The 16,967-nt window shown below is 65.4% G+C and carries 18 protein-coding genes and 2 pseudogenes; 12 read left to right on the top strand and 8 right to left on the bottom strand.

The features are described from left to right. A pseudogene (locus XI09_RS25715) lies at positions 1 to 263 on the top strand (DUF308 domain-containing protein); the annotation flags it as partial. A 137-nt stretch (positions 264 to 400) separates the two neighbouring features. Beyond that, on the top strand, positions 401 to 817 hold the full coding sequence (locus XI09_RS25720; protein WP_271569335.1) for a MucR family transcriptional regulator: 417 nt from the start codon (positions 401 to 403) through the stop codon (positions 815 to 817). 5 nt (positions 818 to 822) lie between these two features. On the opposite strand, the gene XI09_RS25725 is transcribed toward XI09_RS25720, so the two are convergent. Beyond that, complete coding sequence (locus tag XI09_RS25725; protein WP_271569336.1) at positions 823 to 1,251, bottom strand: SufE family protein; 429 nt, start codon at positions 1,249 to 1,251, stop codon at positions 823 to 825. A gap of 68 nt (positions 1,252 to 1,319) precedes the next feature. Continuing rightward, positions 1,320 to 1,763, bottom strand: coding sequence for a DUF5330 domain-containing protein (locus tag XI09_RS25730; protein ID WP_271569337.1), 444 nt, complete (start codon positions 1,761 to 1,763; stop codon positions 1,320 to 1,322). A gap of 386 nt (positions 1,764 to 2,149) precedes the next feature. On the opposite strand from XI09_RS25730, the gene XI09_RS25735 reads away from it, so the two are divergent. The 4 genes from XI09_RS25735 to XI09_RS25750 all read left to right on the top strand — a co-directional run bounded on the left by XI09_RS25735 (position 2,150) and on the right by XI09_RS25750 (position 5,520). Continuing rightward, a complete protein-coding gene (locus XI09_RS25735) occupies positions 2,150 to 4,051 on the top strand; it encodes a PAS domain-containing sensor histidine kinase (RefSeq protein WP_271569338.1) in 1,902 nt (633 codons plus the stop codon). Then, a complete protein-coding gene (locus tag XI09_RS25740; RefSeq protein WP_271569339.1) occupies positions 4,044 to 4,757 on the top strand; it encodes a peptidoglycan-binding domain-containing protein in 714 nt (237 codons plus the stop codon). Before XI09_RS25735 ends, XI09_RS25740 begins: the two co-directional genes overlap by 8 nt. 155 nt (positions 4,758 to 4,912) lie before the next feature. Next, positions 4,913 to 5,122: a hypothetical protein gene (locus tag XI09_RS25745; protein WP_271569340.1), complete on the top strand. Its 210-nt coding sequence runs from the start codon at positions 4,913 to 4,915 to the stop codon at positions 5,120 to 5,122. Between the two features lie 53 nt (positions 5,123 to 5,175). Next, a complete protein-coding gene (locus XI09_RS25750) occupies positions 5,176 to 5,520 on the top strand; it encodes a DUF1491 family protein (protein ID WP_271569341.1) in 345 nt (114 codons plus the stop codon). Here the strand turns inward: XI09_RS25750 and XI09_RS25755 are convergent, their stop codons facing one another. Next, on the bottom strand, positions 5,521 to 6,498 hold the full coding sequence (locus XI09_RS25755; RefSeq protein WP_271569342.1) for a DUF2336 domain-containing protein: 978 nt from the start codon (positions 6,496 to 6,498) through the stop codon (positions 5,521 to 5,523). Positions 6,499 to 6,754: 256 nt separating this feature from the next. On the opposite strand from XI09_RS25755, the gene XI09_RS25760 reads away from it, so the two are divergent. From XI09_RS25760 to XI09_RS25780, 5 genes are all read left to right on the top strand, one after another. Next, positions 6,755 to 6,943, top strand: coding sequence for a hypothetical protein (locus tag XI09_RS25760; RefSeq protein ID WP_027531082.1), 189 nt, complete (start codon positions 6,755 to 6,757; stop codon positions 6,941 to 6,943). A 14-nt stretch (positions 6,944 to 6,957) separates the two neighbouring features. Beyond that, positions 6,958 to 7,719: a hypothetical protein gene (locus tag XI09_RS25765; RefSeq protein WP_271569343.1), complete on the top strand. Its 762-nt coding sequence runs from the start codon at positions 6,958 to 6,960 to the stop codon at positions 7,717 to 7,719. Between the two features lie 208 nt (positions 7,720 to 7,927). Continuing rightward, the gene (locus tag XI09_RS25770) at positions 7,928 to 11,356 is read left to right on the top strand and encodes a CHAT domain-containing tetratricopeptide repeat protein (RefSeq protein ID WP_442869619.1); all 3,429 of its coding nucleotides are present in this window, start codon (positions 7,928 to 7,930) and stop codon (positions 11,354 to 11,356) included. Positions 11,357 to 11,385: 29 nt separating this feature from the next. Next, positions 11,386 to 11,832 carry a hypothetical protein gene (locus XI09_RS25775; protein ID WP_271569345.1) on the top strand — a complete coding sequence of 149 codons (447 nt, stop codon included), beginning with the start codon at positions 11,386 to 11,388 and terminating at the stop codon, positions 11,830 to 11,832. A 196-nt stretch (positions 11,833 to 12,028) separates the two neighbouring features. Beyond that, on the top strand, positions 12,029 to 12,793 hold the full coding sequence (locus XI09_RS25780; protein WP_271569346.1) for a hypothetical protein: 765 nt from the start codon (positions 12,029 to 12,031) through the stop codon (positions 12,791 to 12,793). A 276-nt stretch (positions 12,794 to 13,069) separates the two neighbouring features. Here XI09_RS25780 and XI09_RS25785 read toward each other — a convergent pair. Further along, positions 13,070 to 13,913 (bottom strand): annotated as a pseudogene (locus XI09_RS25785) (LysR family transcriptional regulator). 93 nt (positions 13,914 to 14,006) lie between these two features. Between XI09_RS25785 and XI09_RS25790 the strand changes: the two are divergent. Further along, positions 14,007 to 14,834 (top strand): MBL fold metallo-hydrolase, encoded by an 828-nt coding sequence (locus XI09_RS25790; protein WP_271569347.1) that lies wholly within the window; start codon positions 14,007 to 14,009, stop codon positions 14,832 to 14,834. Positions 14,835 to 14,864: 30 nt separating this feature from the next. Here XI09_RS25790 and arsC read toward each other — a convergent pair whose 3' ends face one another. The 4 genes from arsC to XI09_RS25810 are packed head-to-tail and all read right to left on the bottom strand — an operon-like array spanning position 14,865 to position 16,846. After that, complete coding sequence (gene arsC / locus XI09_RS25795; protein ID WP_271569348.1) at positions 14,865 to 15,266, bottom strand: arsenate reductase (glutaredoxin); 402 nt, start codon at positions 15,264 to 15,266, stop codon at positions 14,865 to 14,867. Further along, a complete protein-coding gene (locus XI09_RS25800; RefSeq protein WP_271569349.1) occupies positions 15,263 to 15,964 on the bottom strand; it encodes an aquaporin in 702 nt (233 codons plus the stop codon). The genes arsC and XI09_RS25800 overlap by 4 nt, the downstream gene beginning before the upstream one ends. Then, positions 15,964 to 16,491 carry an arsenate reductase ArsC gene (locus tag XI09_RS25805; protein WP_271569350.1) on the bottom strand — a complete coding sequence of 176 codons (528 nt, stop codon included), beginning with the start codon at positions 16,489 to 16,491 and terminating at the stop codon, positions 15,964 to 15,966. Before XI09_RS25805 ends, XI09_RS25800 begins: the two co-directional genes overlap by 1 nt. Then, a complete protein-coding gene (locus XI09_RS25810) occupies positions 16,484 to 16,846 on the bottom strand; it encodes an ArsR/SmtB family transcription factor (protein ID WP_271569351.1) in 363 nt (120 codons plus the stop codon). Before XI09_RS25810 ends, XI09_RS25805 begins: the two co-directional genes overlap by 8 nt. Positions 16,847 to 16,967: the final 121 nt, after the last annotated feature.

The raw sequence follows: 16,967 nt of genomic DNA on the forward strand, positions 1-16,967 counted from the left end.
CGGAGCCGCCGGCTGCCTCCCGCCGGCCGCCGCCGCGCTCGCCCTCGACCTTTGTCGAGGCGGCCCCGCCGCCGCCTGCACCCGAGCCGGAGCCGGCGCCGGCGGTCGAGCAGGCCCCCGTGACCGTGCTCAAATCCGGCATCGTCGACGGCATGGCCTATTCGCTCTATTCCGACGGCTCGATCGAAGCGCAGATGCCGGAAGGCATGATGCGCTTTGCCTCGATCGACGAGTTGCGCGCGCATCTCGACCAGCGCTCCTGAGGACTGCCGTGGCCAAGTAAAGCGCCAATGTTCTTGTCACTTTGTCAGTCGTCGCATTTTGGCCGAACGTATTGTTGACACGGAATACTTCGGCGTCGTCAATCCCGTGAGACGCAAGGTGGAGAAAGGTCGGGCCCATGTCGGATGCCGGGGCTAAGAATTTCATTGAGCTGACGGCCAGCATCGTCTCGGCCTATCTCGGCAACAATCCGACGCCGGCCGCCGAGATCCCGAACCTGATCAGCCAGGTGCACGGCGCGCTGGTGCGGGTCTCGTCAGGCCGCGTCGAGACGGCGCCGCTCGAGCCGGCAAGGCCTGCGGTGTCGCTGAAGAAGTCGATCGCGCCGGACTATCTGGTCTGTCTGGAAGACGGCAAGCGCTTCAAGTCGCTGAAGCGCCATCTGCGCACCCAGTACAACATGACGCCGGAGCAATATCGCGAGAAATGGGGCCTGCCGGCCGACTATCCCATGGTCGCGCCGAACTACGCGGTGGCGCGCTCGCAATTGGCAAAGCAGATGGGTTTGGGACAGCAGCAGCGGAAGCGCAAATAGCCGCTTCAGGTGGCTTCCGCCAGCGCCTCTTTTGCGTCGGTCTTGATGCGTTCGACCATCGAGCGCAGGCCGTTGGAGCGCTGCGGCGTCAGATGATCGCGAAAGCCGAACTCGTCGAACACCGCGATCGCGTCGGTCGCGAGGATCTCCTGCGGCGTGCGGCCCGAATAGAGCGCGAGCACGATCGCGACCAGGCCGCGTACGATATGAGCGTCGCTGTCGCCGCGATATCTGAGGATCGGCGCGCCGCCATCGCGCTCGACCAGCTTCTGGAGCCAGACCTGGCTGACGCAGCCATTCACCTTGTTGGTGGCGGAATGCTCGGCCTCGGGCATCGGTTCCAGGGTGCGGCCAAGCTCGATGACGTACCGGTAGCGGTCGTCCCACTCGTCCAGAATCTCGAAATTGTCCCTGATTTCGTCGATCGTCGTCATGCTGGCCTATCGTTCCCGTTCAGGCCAATATAGGGACGCGAAGCCGTGAAATCGATAGGGTTTGGGGGCTAATTCGCCAGCCCCGGTCCGCGCCATTCCAGCGCGAGGTCGTCCTGGGTCAGGGTGTCGCGCGGCGCCTCGCTCGCAGCAGTGTCGCCTTCGCCGGCCAGTGCGATCGAGCCGGTGTGGTCGGGCGCCTTCTTGTCGCTCTTCTCGTTCTTCTCGTTCTTCTCGTTGGTGATGTGCTCTTTCTTGTCGTTGATGATCTGATAGATCTTCTTCGCACCGTCCTGCGCGCGCTGGCCGATGATGGTCGCGGCCTGTCCGCCGACCTCGCAGGCTGCGGGCTGGCGCTTGCAGAACTGGGTCATGTCGGAGACGGCCGCGGTCGCAGCCTGCACCGCGTCGGCGGCGCCGATCTGCGGCAGCTTCTCCGATTCGGGCGTCTTGTCCCGCGGCAGGAGCACCAGCACCAGCCCGAGCCAGAATGTGATGCGGAGCAGAAAGCGCATCTTGCGACCTGTATGTTAGATCCCGCCGCGGCGATTTCCGCGAGGCGTCGGACCTAGCAACTCTCGATAAATCGCAAGTGATTGCCTTGAGCTTAATTCGCGGAAATTTTACGCAAAAAACTTCGAAAATGGCGGCCTCGTAAATTTTCCATTGATGCCGAGCCCCCGTGATGTTGCGGTGTTCCGTATCCACCAATTCGAAACCATGCGGGCCGGGGTGAAACCCTGTGTTCACCATCCTCAATGAAGACGTCGTCAAATCGTCTAAAAAGCTCCGCGATGACACGGTGTCCGGCGCCGGGCCGCGCCGCCTTAGCACTCGTTTAAGGTCGCTCTGACACGGTGGCTCAACGACAAGGAGGCGTTCCGGCGCGTCTCTCCGACGAATGAGCCGAAGCGCGAGACCCGTGACAGTTTTGAGTATCATCCGCGATTGTCTCGATGCGCTGCTGCATCCCTCCGCGCGTTACGACGCGCTGACGCGAGCGCGCCATCGTGCCTTCATGGCGCCGCGTCTGCTCGGCAGCCTGGCAGCATTTGCCGCATTCCCTGTTTATCTCGCCATGCGCGGCGCGCCGAGCGCGGTCGAGGTCGCGGCCTTTGCCTGGCTGATCGCGCCGATCATGTTGTCCTGGTTCCTGTCGCGCACCGGCCGCTACGAAGGCGCGCATGTGCTGTCCTCGCTCGCGCTCGCCGGCCTGATCATGGCGGTCGCCATCACGACCGGCGGCATCGGATCATTCGCAGCCGTGTGGCTGATCGTCGTTCCCCTCGAGGCCGCACTGTCGGCCTCGCGCCGCGTCGCGGCCTTCGCCTCGCTGCTCGCGCTCTCCTGCGCGGGGATACTGATCCTCGTCAGCCAGCTCGGCTGGCTGCCGCTGGACGAGCCGAGTGCCGCGCAGCGTAGCCTGCTGATGGCGTTCGGCGTCGCCTCGGCCACTCTCTATGCTGCGGCCCTTGCCTTCGGCGCGGAGTCGCTGGCGCGCACCAGCGTTGCGCTGCTGTCGCGCGAGGAGGAGCGTTATCGCCTGCTTGCGCGCAACATGAGCGACGTCATCTCGCGGCATCGGCGCAACGGCGCGGTGCAGTTCATCTCGCCGGCCGCCGAGGCCATGCTCGGCATGCCCGTTGCGCAGCTGCACGGCCACGGCCTGTTCGATCGCGTCCATGTCGCCGATCGCCCGGCCTATCTCACGGCGCTCTCCGATGCCGCGCGCGGCGAGGTGCGCAGCGTCGAGTTCCGGCTGCGGCGGGAGCCGACCGGCTCGGAGCGCGGCCAAGCCAATTTTCACGTCGACTTCATCTGGGTCGAGATGCGCTGCCGGCCGCTCGACCAGGATCTCGGCCGCCAGCATCTTGACCGCGATGCCGCACGCGAGACGGAAGTCGTCGCCGTGATGCGCGACGTCACCGATCGCAAGCTCTCCGAGCAGGCGCTCGATCAGGCCCGCAGCGCTGCGGAGGCGGCCGACGCCGCCAAGACGCGCTTCCTCGCCACCATGAGCCACGAGCTGCGCACGCCGCTCAACGCCATCATCGGCTTCTCCGACATGATCGCGCAGGAGCAGACCCTGATGCTGGGGGCGGCCCAGCGCAGGGAATATGCCCAGCTGATCAACGATTCCGGCCAGCATCTGCTGTCGGTCGTCAACGGCATCCTCGACATGTCCAAGATGGAATCGGGCAATTTCGAGATTGCGTCGGAGCCGTTCGCGCCGCGCGCCTCGCTCATGCATTGCTGCAATCTGCTCGCGCTGAAGGCGCGGGAGAACGGCATCGACCTCGTCACCGACGCGCCGCAGGACCTGCCTGTCGTGACCGGCGATCCGCGCGCCTTCAAGCAGATCGTGCTCAACCTCGTCGCCAACGCCATCAAGTTCACCGAGCGCGGCGGCCAGGTCTCCGTTTCCGCCGCGGTGTCGGGCTCGCAGCTGACGCTGCGTATCAGCGATACCGGCGTCGGCATCGCGCCCGACGACCTCAAGCGTCTCGGCGCGCCGTTCTTCCAGGCCGGCAAGACCTATCAGCGCCGTCACGAAGGCACCGGGCTCGGACTTTCGATCGTGAAGAGTCTTGTGGCGTTGCATCTCGGCGATTTGACGGTACAAAGCAGGTTAGGCGAGGGCACCGCCGTCACCGTCAAGCTGCCGCTGGTCTACACGCCGCCGCAAGCCAAAGCGGCCGAGAGCAAGATCGCGACCTTGACGCCGGTGCCGCGCCAGGAACTTCACGACCAACATCACGACCAACTTCAGGACCAACCTGCTCCGGTGAAGAAAAGTGCCTAAGAAGTCTGCAAAGGGCGAAGCTGCTCCGCGCCGCCGTGGCGCCAAGGCTGCGGCTGTCGACATCGAGACCGAGCGCAACCTCGTGATGCGCGTGCTGCTGCACAGTCCGAAGGACACGCTGGCCGGCCTCGTCGCCGTTGCCGCCATCAGCGCGATCGTTGCCAATGCGCTGTTTCTCCAGACCGGCCGGCATCCGGCGCCGATGTTCGGCACCGTGATCAATCTTCCCGCGCCGTCGTCGGTGCCGCTGTCGAACCCCTTGCCGCGTCCGCGCCCCGTCGGCGCCGATACCTCGCCGCTCGAGCCGAGAGCGACGGAGTTTCGCGTCGAGCCCAAACCTGTCGAGAGAGCCGCCGAGAAGGCGCCGGAGAAGCCCGTCGAGGCGACCGCATCGACGCCGCGCTCGGCCGATCCCCTGACCAACCTGGTCAAGCAAACGACGTCGACGCCGCCGTCCGTTGCCGTCGCGCGTCCGCCGGCGCCGATCCCGGCGCAGCAGAGCCCGGCGGTGCGGCGTATCGCCGGCGTGCAGCGCGCGCTGTCCGAATACGGCTACGGCAATTTGAAGGTCACGGGCGCGATGAGCGGCGAGACCCAGTCCGCGATCCAGAAATTCGAGCGCGAGCACAAGATGCAGGTCACTGGCCAGGTGTCCGATCGCCTGCTGCGCGAGCTCGCGACCGCGATCGGCCATCCCGTCGAATAGCGGCATTCGTCGTCGTCATTGACGCGGATCAATTGGCCGCGCGTGATCCGCAAGGGGATGCCAGCCCTGCGCCGGCGCGATTTGTCCGGGATCAATGACTGCCGGCGGTGTCAGGGAAGATGATCGCTCATCCTCATCAAGGAAGAGAGGTCATCATGTTCAAGGTCTCGATTCTCGTCTGGATCATGCTGGGTACCGTGCTGGCGGGTGTCAGCCTGATCGTGGTGCTGATGGTGCCGAGCCTTGCCGCGGAGGCGATCAAGAACATCCCCTATGCCGCGGCCGTGGGGTTTGCGCTTGCGATGCCGCTGTCATATCTCGTCGCGCGCCAGATCGGCGGCGGACAGGGTGCAGGCAAGGCGTAGCGAGCGCGCGCCGAGACTGGCGGGACGCTTCGTACTGGCCTATCGTCCGACTCATGCGTTTGAAATCCAACATATGGGTCGCGGCCTATTTGCGCCGGTGCCAGACCGAGGGCGTGTTCGGCGCGGTGCGTCGTCGCGGGGCCGAGGAGGCGGGCGCGGTGTTCGTGAAGGTGTCGCTGCTCGACGGCAATGCGATGCTCTACGTGCCGGCGCCGCAAACCGTCTATGACGATGGCCGTCCGGTCGACCGCTTCTTCGTGCCGGTTGCGCCGCAGCCGCTGCCGGAGCCCGCCGTCGAGGAGCGGCTGACCAAGGAGATCCGCTTCGATTCGGATGCCTGGATCGTCGAGACCGAAGACCGCGCGGGGCGGCACTTTCTGGAATTGGCTAAGACCTGACTAGTGATCCGACGATCCGCCGGTGCCGGTCCGCACCGTCGGGCTGGAGCCGGGCTGCACGCCGGGCCGCGTCTGGCTTGCGCCCGCACGCGCGCGCTGGCGTTCGCCATCGTGCAGGGCCGACTGGTACTTTGCGCGGGTGACGGCGAGCGTGGAGCCGCGCCAGGCCGCCAGCATCACCAGCGCAGAGCGCTCGCCGAGGCGATCGTAGAGCCGCGACAGCCGGTACACGTTGCTCACGGACGTGCCGATCTCCGGCTTGAAGAACAGCAGGATGCGCTGGAAGTTGGGGCTCGGCATGTCGAGCGCGCGCGCGGCGACCGCGAGCGCTTCGCCGCCGGGATCGTCGACGATCTGGGCCGCGACGCGCGAGGGCAGGATCAGGCTGTCGCCGAGCTCGTAGGTGAAATTTTCGACGTCGCCCGCGATCGCCGCCATCTCCAGGATCTGGATCGCGCGCTTGGCGCGCACGGTCGGAATCCGCGGCGCGGCCTTCAGCGGCGTCTGCTCCAGATTGTGCAGGATCAGCGCGCGCTCGGATGCGCCGGCGCGGAAGAACATGTCGTGGATTTCGGCGGCGTCCGTCGGCTGCATCGCCATGCTCGAGGCCATGCGCTGCTCGGCCTCGGTCGGCGTGCGAACCGGGGAGGGCGCCGGCGGGGCAGCCGGGATTTCGCGCGCGAGCGGAACCCTGCGGCCTTCCTGGGCGGCGACCAGCCCGAGCTTCTGCAGGATCGGGACGGGCGTCTGCGGATAGACCGCAAGCCGCGCCTTGACGGCCGCGCGCGTCGCATCGTCGACCTGGTCGATCAATCGCGTGGCGAGTTCGACGAATTGCCGCTGTTCGTCCTCGCTGTGGACGCGCGTCTGGACATAGAGGTCGGTCAGCACGCGCAGCAGCGTCGGGCGAACATCGACGCCTTCGCGACGGGAGAGGGTCATCAGCCCGTCGAATCCGGGAAACAGCGACTTGGTCATGGAGGCGTACGCAACTCGGAAAAGAGACTTGCGGGCGAGCCTAGCGCGGGTTCTTTTAAAGCCCCGTTAAGGAAAACGAGGCGTGAAGCCGACCCTGTAATTCAAGGCATTGTCGTGCCGCAACGGGACGGCGCGGCCGGTTCCGTGCGGTTACGGTCCAAAGGCCATGTTTACACCCCGTTAACCATGAGCTGATCTTAATGATCCGCATGTTGCAGGGGCGCGTTTGATCGCGCGGCAATTGAAGAGAGCTGACATGGGGACCATCATCGAATTTCCGGCCGGTCGCCGGGTAGGCTCGTCGGGGGACGTCACGCCGCGCGCGGACATGGGGACGATTCTGATCCTTCCCGTGATCCGCATCGAGCGCGAGGCGGACGAAACCAGCGGCGATCGTGGGCCGGAAGCGGGCACAGCGCCAGGGCGCCGTCGTCGTCGCCGCTAGATCCGGCTCTTGCAATGCCGGACACCATCCGCCAGATCCGGCCCTTCGTATCGGCCGTCCTGCTCGCGCTGCTCAGTGCGGCGCTCGGCGCCTGTAGTGGCGGCGATTTCGGCCGCACCCGCGAGAGCATGCGCAGCGACGACATGCATCGCTGGCTCGGCACCGAGGCCACCGCGAGCGTCGGGTTGAGGCCGTCGCAATTCCAGCTCACCGACGAGGAGCGCCAGCTGCGCGACCTCGCTTATCCCCTGATCGAGCCGCCGCTGTCGCGCCCCGCATGGAAGAGCGTGTTCGGCGACTACAAGGCCTTGCCGTCACCGTGGCGGCAGAAGGTGGTGTTCGACCGCACCATGTACGGGCGCACGCTGATCGACGAGCCGCATCGTTCGCATTCCTCGCGCTATGCGCAGCTGATCGAGGACGTGCGCAACGACACCACCCGTTTCGAGCCGTTCTTCGCCTCCGCGATCCGCGTCATCGATCTCGACAAGAAGCGCAATGCCAGCATGGCGCGCGTCTCCGCCCTCTCGCCGAAGGAGAGGGAGGATGCGGTCGAGCGCATGCAGGAGAACTCGCTGATCATCCAGTGGGTGCAGCAGTGCCTCGAGCAGCGCGTCTCCTCCTATCGCTGGGCGCTGGAGCGCCTGGTGATCCAGGCGCCCGACGGCATGGCCGCCGACGCCGACCGCCTGATCGGCGAGCTCGCAGCCCAGACTGCCAACCCGCCGGTCGCGGCGCAGCCGGTTTACGGGCGTTCGGTCAGCGTGCGGGGCTGACTGCGCACGAGGCGCCTTAGCCCGCTACCGATCCTGCGGTCCGCGCCTGCGCGCCCGGCCGGCGGCGGGCGCCGGGAACTCGGGCTTGCCGCCGCTGACCCGGTTGAGGATGTCCCCGGACCGCCCCTGATTGGCGCTTGTTCTCCCAAGCCGGACGGGTAGGATTATTTGGTTACACCAAGTCATTTTACGCCAAAGGCCTTTCATCATGAGCGTAGACTCTGGGAGACCGTTTGAAAGCCGTCTGAATCTCACCCCGCCCCAAACGATCCGGAAGGTGCTGGCCCTCGCCATGTTGCTCGGATCGACCGGCTCGGCCGCCGCGCTGACCAAGGAGGCGGCGATCGAGAACTGCCGGATGACCGTCGGCAAGCCGATCGTGCACGCGTGCATGCAGGCCCAGGGAGGTCGCAAGGCCGGTGCCGACATAGAGGGGTGCCGCGCCAAGGCGTCCCCCCAGGTCAAGGCCTGCGTGATGGCAGCTCTCAACGCCGCCAACGGCCGCGCCAATGTCGCCGTCGAGCTTCCGAAGGAAGCTGCGCCCAAATTGGAGCCCGGCACGACGCTGCCGAAGGACTTCATCGCGCCGCCCCGCACCATCGCCGACATCACCGCGATCCTCGATAGTGAGAAGCCGGATGCAAAGCTCATCGCGGAGCTGAAATCGGATGCGGATTCGACGCCGACGGGGAAGGAATCACGCGAGGATCTCGCGCAGTTCTATTTCGACCGCGCCAACGCGCGTGCGCAGCTCGGTCGGCTCCCCGAATCCATCGCCGATGCCAGCAAGGCCGTCGAGATCGGCCGCGGCGCGGTCGAACCCAGGATGATGGGCCGGCTGATGCAGCTCCTGTCGTTGCAATATGCCGCGGCCGGCGATCCAAAACGCGGGCTCGACGTCATCCAGCGGCTGCTGCGTGAGACGGCCACACAGCCGGGCGCCAAGGGATTTCAGTTGAGCGCCAACCGGGCTGTCGTCGGCTTCTTCATCCAGATGGGTGACGTCAGCCAGGCAGAAGCCTATTTGCGCCGAAACATGACCGCCATCCAGGAGGCACGCACCAGCGGTCATCCGGCTTGGCGCGCCAGCTATGCGCGCTTGGGACAGAACTGGGAATCGGAGCTCGAAAACAGCCGGGCGATGATCTTCGAAGCGCGCGGACAGTTCGCGGAAGCCGAGGCCGCCTATCGTGTGTCGGAGCAGCGCAAGCGGGCGGGCATGAAGGGGGTGCTGGACTCCGAGAACCCTCCGGCGGAAACCATCCTGCTGCAGGCGATCGACAATAGCGTGCTCAGTCAGGCGCGCATGAAGGCACGGCAGGGCCGGCTTGCGGAAGCGGAGGTCGATGCCCGCCGCGCTTTGCTGTCGCGATTGAAAGATACCGGCAAATACAATCCCGTGACGCCGCGCTACGTCATGGGTCTCGCCGGCATTCTGGTCGAAGAGGGCCGCTACGAGGAAGCCGAGCAGCTGGGCCGCGTGGCCCTGGAGATCAACAAGACCGTCGGAGTGCCCGACGATTCTCAATCCACCGTGCAGTTGCTCTCGCAACTGGCCGGCATCCTGACGCTGCAGCGTAAGACGCCGGAAGCCAACGGGATCTACGCGACGATCGACAAGGCGATCGCCAATTGGGAGCCGCAGCGCCGCCAGGTGTTCGAGCTCAATCCGTCACGGATCCTCTCGCTGTATGCGTCCGGCCAGCTCGACGCCGGCATAGCTGCGGCCGAGCAACTGGTGAAGAAGCAGGTCGGCCGCGTCGGCGAAAATCATTTCGATGCCGCCTCCGCGCGCGGGACGCTAGCGATCGGCCTGATGCGCGCGCGGCGCGACGCGGAGGCGATCCGCGAGTTCAAGGCCGCCATCCCGATCATGATGGCGAGTGCGCGGGAAAACGCCGACGACGAGAACACGACCGTGGTCGCCGCGCGCAGCCAGCGCCTGCAGAGCATCGTGGAAAACTATTTCCTGCTGCTTGCGCGCGCCGAAGCTGCAAGTGGCGGGGTCGGCGAGGAGACGTTCAGTCTCGCCGATGCCATCCGTGGTCACTCGGTTCAGCAGGCTCTGGCGGCATCGAGCGCCCGCGCGGCTGCCAAGGATCCGGCGCTGGCCGATCTCGTTCGCAAGGAGCAGGATCTCACCAAGCAGGTCAACGCTCAGCTCGGCACGCTCAACAACGTGCTGGCGCTTCCCTCCGCGGAGCGCGATGAGAAGGGCGTTCAGCAGATCCAGGCGTCGATCGCCACCTTGCGCGGCGAGCGCGACAAGGCGCGCCAGCAGATTAAGCAGAAGTTTCCTGCTTACGCCGACCTCGTGTCGCCCAAGCCGCCCAGCGTTGCTGAAATCCGCGCCACGCTCGCCGACAACGAGGCGATGTTGTCGTTCTATTTCGGCCAGAACGGCAGTTTCGTCTGGGCCGTGCCGAAGTCGGGCCCGGTGGCGTTTGCCGCCGTCAACGCCAAGATCGGCGATATCGAGACCAAGATTCGCAAGCTGCGCGAGGCGCTGGAGCCGCAGGCGGCGATGATCTCGGACATTCCGCCGTTCGATCTGAAGCTCGGCTACGAGCTCTACGAGCTGTTGCTGAAGCCGGTCGAGAGCGGATGGAAGCCGGCCAAGAACCTGATCGTGGTCACCAACGGCGCGCTGGGCCTGTTGCCGCTGTCCTTGCTGCCGACCGCACCGGCGGAGGTGGCCGCGGATGAGGATCCGTTGTTCGTCGGCTATCGCAACGTGCCATGGCTGGCCCGAACCCATGCCGTGTCGACGGTGCCATCCGCGGCCGCGTTGCGCACGCTGCGGCAGTTGCCGCCGGGCAAGCCCGGCCGTGGCGACCTCGTGGCGTTCGGCGACCCCTATTTCAACAAGGACCAGCAAGCCGAGGCCGAGTCGAATGACGGCAATGTGCAGGTGGCCGACGCCGGCGGCAACGTCACCCGCGGAATGCCGCTGAAGCGCCGCAACAGCCCGAAGCTCGAAGGCGTCGACAGCGCCGAACTCGGCCTGCTGCCGCGGCTTCCCGACACGGCCGATGAGCTCAAATCGATCGCGCTTGCCTTGCAGGCGGATCCTTCAAAAGTGTTGTTCCTCGGCAAGAGTGCGACCGAGAACGCCGTCAAGACGATGAATCTCTCCGGCTTCAGAATCCTGGCTTTCGCCACCCACGGTCTGGTCCCGGGCGAGCTCAATGGATTGACGCAGCCGGCGCTCGCTCTGTCGTCCCCGACCGTGACGGGCGAGGGCGGCGACGGCCTCCTGACCATGGAGGAGATTCTCGGCCTCAAGCTCGATGCCGACTGGGTCATCCTGTCGGCCTGTAATACCGGCGCCGGTGCCGGTGCAGGGGCCGAAGCGGCATCGGGGCTGGGCCGGGCGTTTTTCTATGCCGGAACGCGGGCATTGCTGGTGACGAACTGGTCGGTGCATTCGCAATCGGCGCGGCAGCTGGTGACCGACCTGTTCAAGCGGCAGGCCGACGATCCGAAGCTGTCGCGGAGCGAAGCGCTGCGCGAGGCGATGATGGCCCTCGTCGATGGCCCCGGCTATCTCAATGGCGAAGGCAAGACCGAGTTCGCCTACGCGCATCCGCTGTTCTGGGCGCCGTATTCGATCATCGGTGACGGCGGTGTACGTTGATGGCAGGTGAGGGAAGGATCGGACGGGAAATGAAGCGGACCATCTTGCTTGGGCTCATTGCGGCTGGCCTGCTGTTTTCGGGAGCGGCGCGAGCGGCGACACAATTGATCACGGAAGAGGAGGCCAGGCTGCCGCCTCCGAAGGGGGCGATTGCCGCGGACCGGCGCGGCATCATGCGCGGACCGAAGGTGGAATTCGTCTCGCCCGGCGATTCCGTCAACTCGCCCTTGCGGCTGGTATTGAAGTTCGAGTCGTACGGTGGGGCGAAGATCGATCCGGAATCGGTCAAGGTGATCTTTCTGCGTACGCCGAATGTCGATCTGACTGCCCGGGTCAAGCCGTTTGTCCAGCCCGACGGCATCAACATGCAGGACGCGGAATTGCCGCCGGGCGAATACACCGTTCGCGTCGACATCAAGGACAGTGACGGCCGGCCGGGCACTGCGATCTTCACGCTGAAGGTTGCGCCCAAGTGACGTGTCCGTACTGCCAATCCGGGAACGCGGAGGGCGCGCTGGTTTGCGCGTCCTGTGGGCGTGATATTGCCGTTCCCGCCACGCTGCTCGCGGAACGGGACGATCTGCGGCGCAAGCGTGACGAGCTGCGCGACGAGCTGAGGCAGGCCAGAGACGAAGTCGAGGCCATCATGCGGCGCAGGAAGCCGCGCTGACGATGGAATGTCCGTTCTGCGCCGAGACGATCAAGGATGAAGCCATCGCGTGCAAGCACTGTTCGCGCGATCTGCGCGTGGTGCGACCGACGCTTCGCGAGATCGAGGACATCGTCGCCGACCTGGACAGGCTCAGGCGGGATCTCGATCGGGTCAATGTCCGCCTCGAGCGGCACAAGAATCCGCTGCGATATTTCGCAACGCATGCGGTTCTCTATGTCGTCATTCCATCACTGCTGCTGACGGTCGCGCATGTTCTGGTGACCATCACCTTCAACCTCTCTCCGATCCCGCTTCGGATCGCGTCGATCGTGATCCCGCTGCTGTTCGGGTTCGTGGCCTATCCCCTGCACAGGGTTTCGGCGACGGGAGCGTTCGTGCTGGCGTTCCTGGCTGCGAGCGTCAGCATTCTGTCGATGCTGACGGTCACCGGCCTCCACGATCGTGTCCCGATCCTGCCGGCCGTGTGGATCGAATGGCGGGAAGTGTTCGAATACGGCGCGAGCATCCTGCTGGCCTTCGTCTCCGGAAACATCCTGGGCGTCTTGATCTTCCAGGTGCTGCCGCGCGTGCTTGCCCAGGGCGGCAAGCCGAACGCGTTCGCCTTCAGGATGGCGCGCCTGCTTGGACAGCATGTCGGCGAAGAGCAATTGCGCCGCCGGGCTCGTTTGATCCAGGATCTCATGCAGACTGCGGGGCCGCTGGCCGGCATCGCCGCAACGGCCGTCGGCTCCATTTACGCCGGCCTGAAGGGCATGCTCGGATAGTCGCGAGGATTGTGCCGGCGGCGCGACATGGTCGTGGTCGCGGTATGCTTGATCGCGTTGCTTGCCTGATGGTCGCGGGGCCCAAAATGCGCTCATATGGAGCGAACGAAGCTCTGGCGGCGGTGCTGACGAGCGAGATCGATCGCTGGGCTCCGATCATCAAGGCGGCCGGCCAGTTTGCAGACTGAGCCGTTACGGCTTGCGAAGGGACGGAGGAGGATGGCCCCGGCGGCGGCAATCGCGATCACTGGGTCTGTCGGAGTTCGTCCCGCGCGGTCAGCGTGCCGTGCCAGGCGTCTTGCGCGCGCCAGGCCGGCGCTCGGTTCGATCCGGGCTGCGCTGCTTCTTGAGCTTTGCGACAAAGTCCTTCAGCGCGTCCGCCAGCGGCACTGATGCGCGATAGGCGAGCCCGACCTCGCGCCTGACCTTGACCTCGATCTCGCGCGCCCTCCGGGACGATGGCGATGCCGACGCCGGCGGCGACCAGCGCCATGGCCCAGTCCTCCGATTGCGCGATCGCCGCGGTCTGGCGCCGCTGCGCGGCGCGGCCGAAGAATTCGCTTTGCTCGCAATGGCAGCGGTCGATCATGGCAGCCGCGGCGAGATCGGCGGTCCGGAGCCTGTCCTTCAGCGTCAGCGGATGCGACGGCGGCAAGGCGGCGACATAGCGCTCGCTCCACAGCGCGACGAAATGTTCGTCCGCGCGCAGCATGCTTTTCGAGATGATCCGCGCATCGGCGCGCTCGTCGCTGCCGACGAGGCGCAGCGCGATGTCGCTGCGCGCCGTCAGCGGCTTCAGCAGCGCGATCGTCCTGGGCACGTCGAGCGTGCGCATCAGGCCGAGCGTGACCGTCGTCCTGGTCGCCGGCTTTCTGAACAGGCTGCGCGCGGCGTCGGTCTCGTCGATGATGCGGCGGGCCAGCGCGTGAAATTGCTCGGCCGCGGCGGTGGGCGCGACGCCCTTCTTGTGCCGGATGAAAAGCGTGGTGCCGAGCTCGGCCTCCAGATTGGTGATCGCGGTCGAGATCGACGGCTGCGACACGAAGCAGGCACGCGCCGCGGCGGTCAGGTTGCGCGCGCGATAGACGGCGGCGAAGTAGCGAAGCTCCCGGATGTCCATAGGATATACCTAGAGATATGATCAATATTAGATATTTTACCTATGGATTGGAAGATGACAAGAACGCCCTGGTCACAACGGGCAAGGTCTTCCATGAAAATCCATCATCTCAACACCGGCACGATGTGCCCGATGGGCCGCCGCCTGGTGAACGGCACCGGCGGCCTGTTCCAGCGTGCCCGCATGGTCTGCCACTGCCTGCTGATCGAAACGGGTGACGGGCTTGCCCTGGTCGATACCGGCATCGGGCTTGGCGATATCGCAGCCCCTGACCGGCTCGGACGGCGATGGCTGCGCCAGACCGCGCCAAGGCTCGACCCGTCCGAGACGGCGGTCGAGCAGGTGAAGGCACTCGGCTATTCGCCCGCCGACGTGCGCGACGTGCTGCTGACCCATCTCGATCGCGATCACGCCGGCGGCGTGCCCGACTTTCCCCATGCCGCGATCCACGTCCATCGCGCCGAATACGACATGGCGGTACAGCGCAAGCCGGCGCCGCCGGAAGGGCGCTATGTCACCGGGCAGTGGAGCCATGGACCGAGCTGGACATTCTATGGCGAAGCCGGCGAAGACTGGTTCGGTTTCAAGGGCGTGCGCGCGCTCGGCGACAAGGAAGCGGACATCCTGATGATCCCGCTCGCCGGCCATACGCTCGGCCATTGCGGCATCGCGGTCCGGTCAGGCGACACATGGCTGCTGCATGCCGGCGACAGCTATTTCCATCACGGCCAGCTCGCGGCATCCCCGCGCATGCCGCTGGTGCTCGGCTATTTCCAGCGCCGCGCCGACATGGACCGCACGCAGCGGATCGCCAACCAGGCGCGGCTGCGCGCACTGAAGCTCGACCACGGCGACCGCGTGAGGATCGTCAACAGCCATGATCCCGTCGATTACGAGAACTGCCGGTGCGGCCGGCATTAGGATGAGCTGCGGCTCAGGGGACGATGCGAGCTATCGGGCTTCGACCACTTCGCCATCCTCCTTCACGAACCGGCCGACGGGATTGTCCAGGAGATCGAAGACGGCTTCGGAGGGCCGGCACAGTCGTGTGCCCTTCGGCGTCACCACGATCGGACGGTTAATGAGAATGGGATGCGCCATGATGAAATCGAGCAGCTCGTCGTCCGTCCATTTGGGATCGGCGAGGCCGAGCTCCTTGTAGGGCGTACCCTTCTCGCGCAGCAATGCGCGGACCGGTAGTCCCATCGCTGCGATGAGTTGCTTGAGCGTTTCGCGCGACGGCGGGGTCTTGAGGTATTCAATGACGGTGGGCTCGACACCGCTCTGCCGGATCATGGCGAGCGTGTTGCGCGAGGTTCCGCAATCCGGATTGTGATAGATCGTGACGCTCATGATCGGGTCTCCGCAACAGCAACCGGGCTGCGCACCTCGGCACGCCCGAGCAGCCAGTTCATCAGCAGCATGCCGGCGATCGCCCCGCCGAGCTCCGCGAGAATGAACCCGGGAAGATCGACGGGCCGAATGCCGGAAAAGGTGTTCGTCAGCGAACGCGCAATTGCCACCGCCGGATTTGCAAACGACGTCGATGCGGTGAACCAATATGCGGCGGTGATGTAGAGGCCGACCAGCCAGGGAACGGCCGCGCGCTGGAAGCGGATGCCGGCGAGGATGGTGGCGACCAGTCCGAAAGCGGCCACCGCTTCCGCGAACCACTGCGCTCCGCCGGTCCGCACCTTCATCGACAGGTCGATCAAGGGATGTGCGAACATCAAATGTGCCGCCATCGTCCCGATGGCACCACCGGCGATCTGCGCGAGAATGTAGAGCGCAGCCTCGTTTACCGGCAGCTCGCGCTTGCCGGTGAAGACGAGCGTGACCGCAGGATTGAAGTGCGCGCCGGAGATCGGGCCGAGCACGGTGATCAGGACAACGAGAATGGCTCCGGTCGGCAAGGTGTTGCAGAGAAGCGCAAGGGCGACGTCCTTGGTCAGCGTCTCGGCCATGATGCCGGACCCAACGACGGTGGCGACGAGAATGCCGGTGCCGAGCGCTTCGGCCACCAAGCGACGGGAAAGGTCGAAATTGTCCATCAGCCGGCCTTTGGCGCTGGGCGTGTTGCGCCCTCGGATCGGCCGATCTCGCGTAGCTTGGTCCCGAGGGAGAGTTTGTCGATACTCCTGAGCGGGAGGCTCACAAAGGTGTCGATCCGATTCTTGAGGTAGCGGAACGCGGTGACGAACGCCGCCTGTTTCTCCAGATCCGTGCCTTCGGCGGAAGCGGGATTCTCGATGCCCCAGTGTGCCGTCATCGGTTGTCCCGGCCAGATCGGGCAGGCCTCGCCTGCGGCATTGTCGCAGACGGTGAAGACGAAATCCATCACCGGCGCATTGGGAGCGGCGAACTCCAGCCAGCTCTTCGAGCGCATCCCGTCGGCCGGATAGTCCATGCTCTCGAGCGTGCGCAGCGCCAGCGGATGGACAGCGCCTTTCGGCGTGCTGCCGGCGGAGAAGGACTGAAAGCGGCCGGCTCCGTCCTTCCTAAGAATCGACTCGGCGAGCATCGAGCGCGCCGAATTGCCGGTGCATAGAAACAGGACGTTGTACATCTGATCAGGCACGGCTTCGCTCCTTTCGTTTTGGAGAGCAGCAGGCTTGGAGGCTGTCGACGACCGGCTCGCAAACGTCCGGCCGCCCGCCGCAGCAATCGCGAAGCAGGAAAACCGCAACGTCCCGGAATTCGGCGAGGTTGGCGCGATACACGATCGAACGGCTGTGCCGCTCGGATGTGACCAAACGCGCGCGCGTCAAGATCGACAGATGGGCCGAGAGCGTGTTCGGCGGCACTTCCAACTGGCGTGCGAGGTCACCGGCCGCAAGGCCATCGGGCTCATGTTTGACCAACGCCCGGAAGGCCTCCAGACGGGTCGATTGGGACAGGGCCGCGAGGGCGAGAACGGCTTCTTCGGTTTCCATATATCCAGATTTATGGAATTATGGGGTGGACGTCAATCCGAAATCCGGAGCGGCCACGCCGGGGTTAGAGGTGTTATTTCGAACATTCTAGAAATATCGTTGACAGAGGGGTGAAACGGGA

The sequence above is a fragment of the Bradyrhizobium sp. CCBAU 11386 genome, from assembly GCF_028128955.1.
Lineage (GTDB): Bacteria > Pseudomonadota > Alphaproteobacteria > Rhizobiales > Xanthobacteraceae > Bradyrhizobium.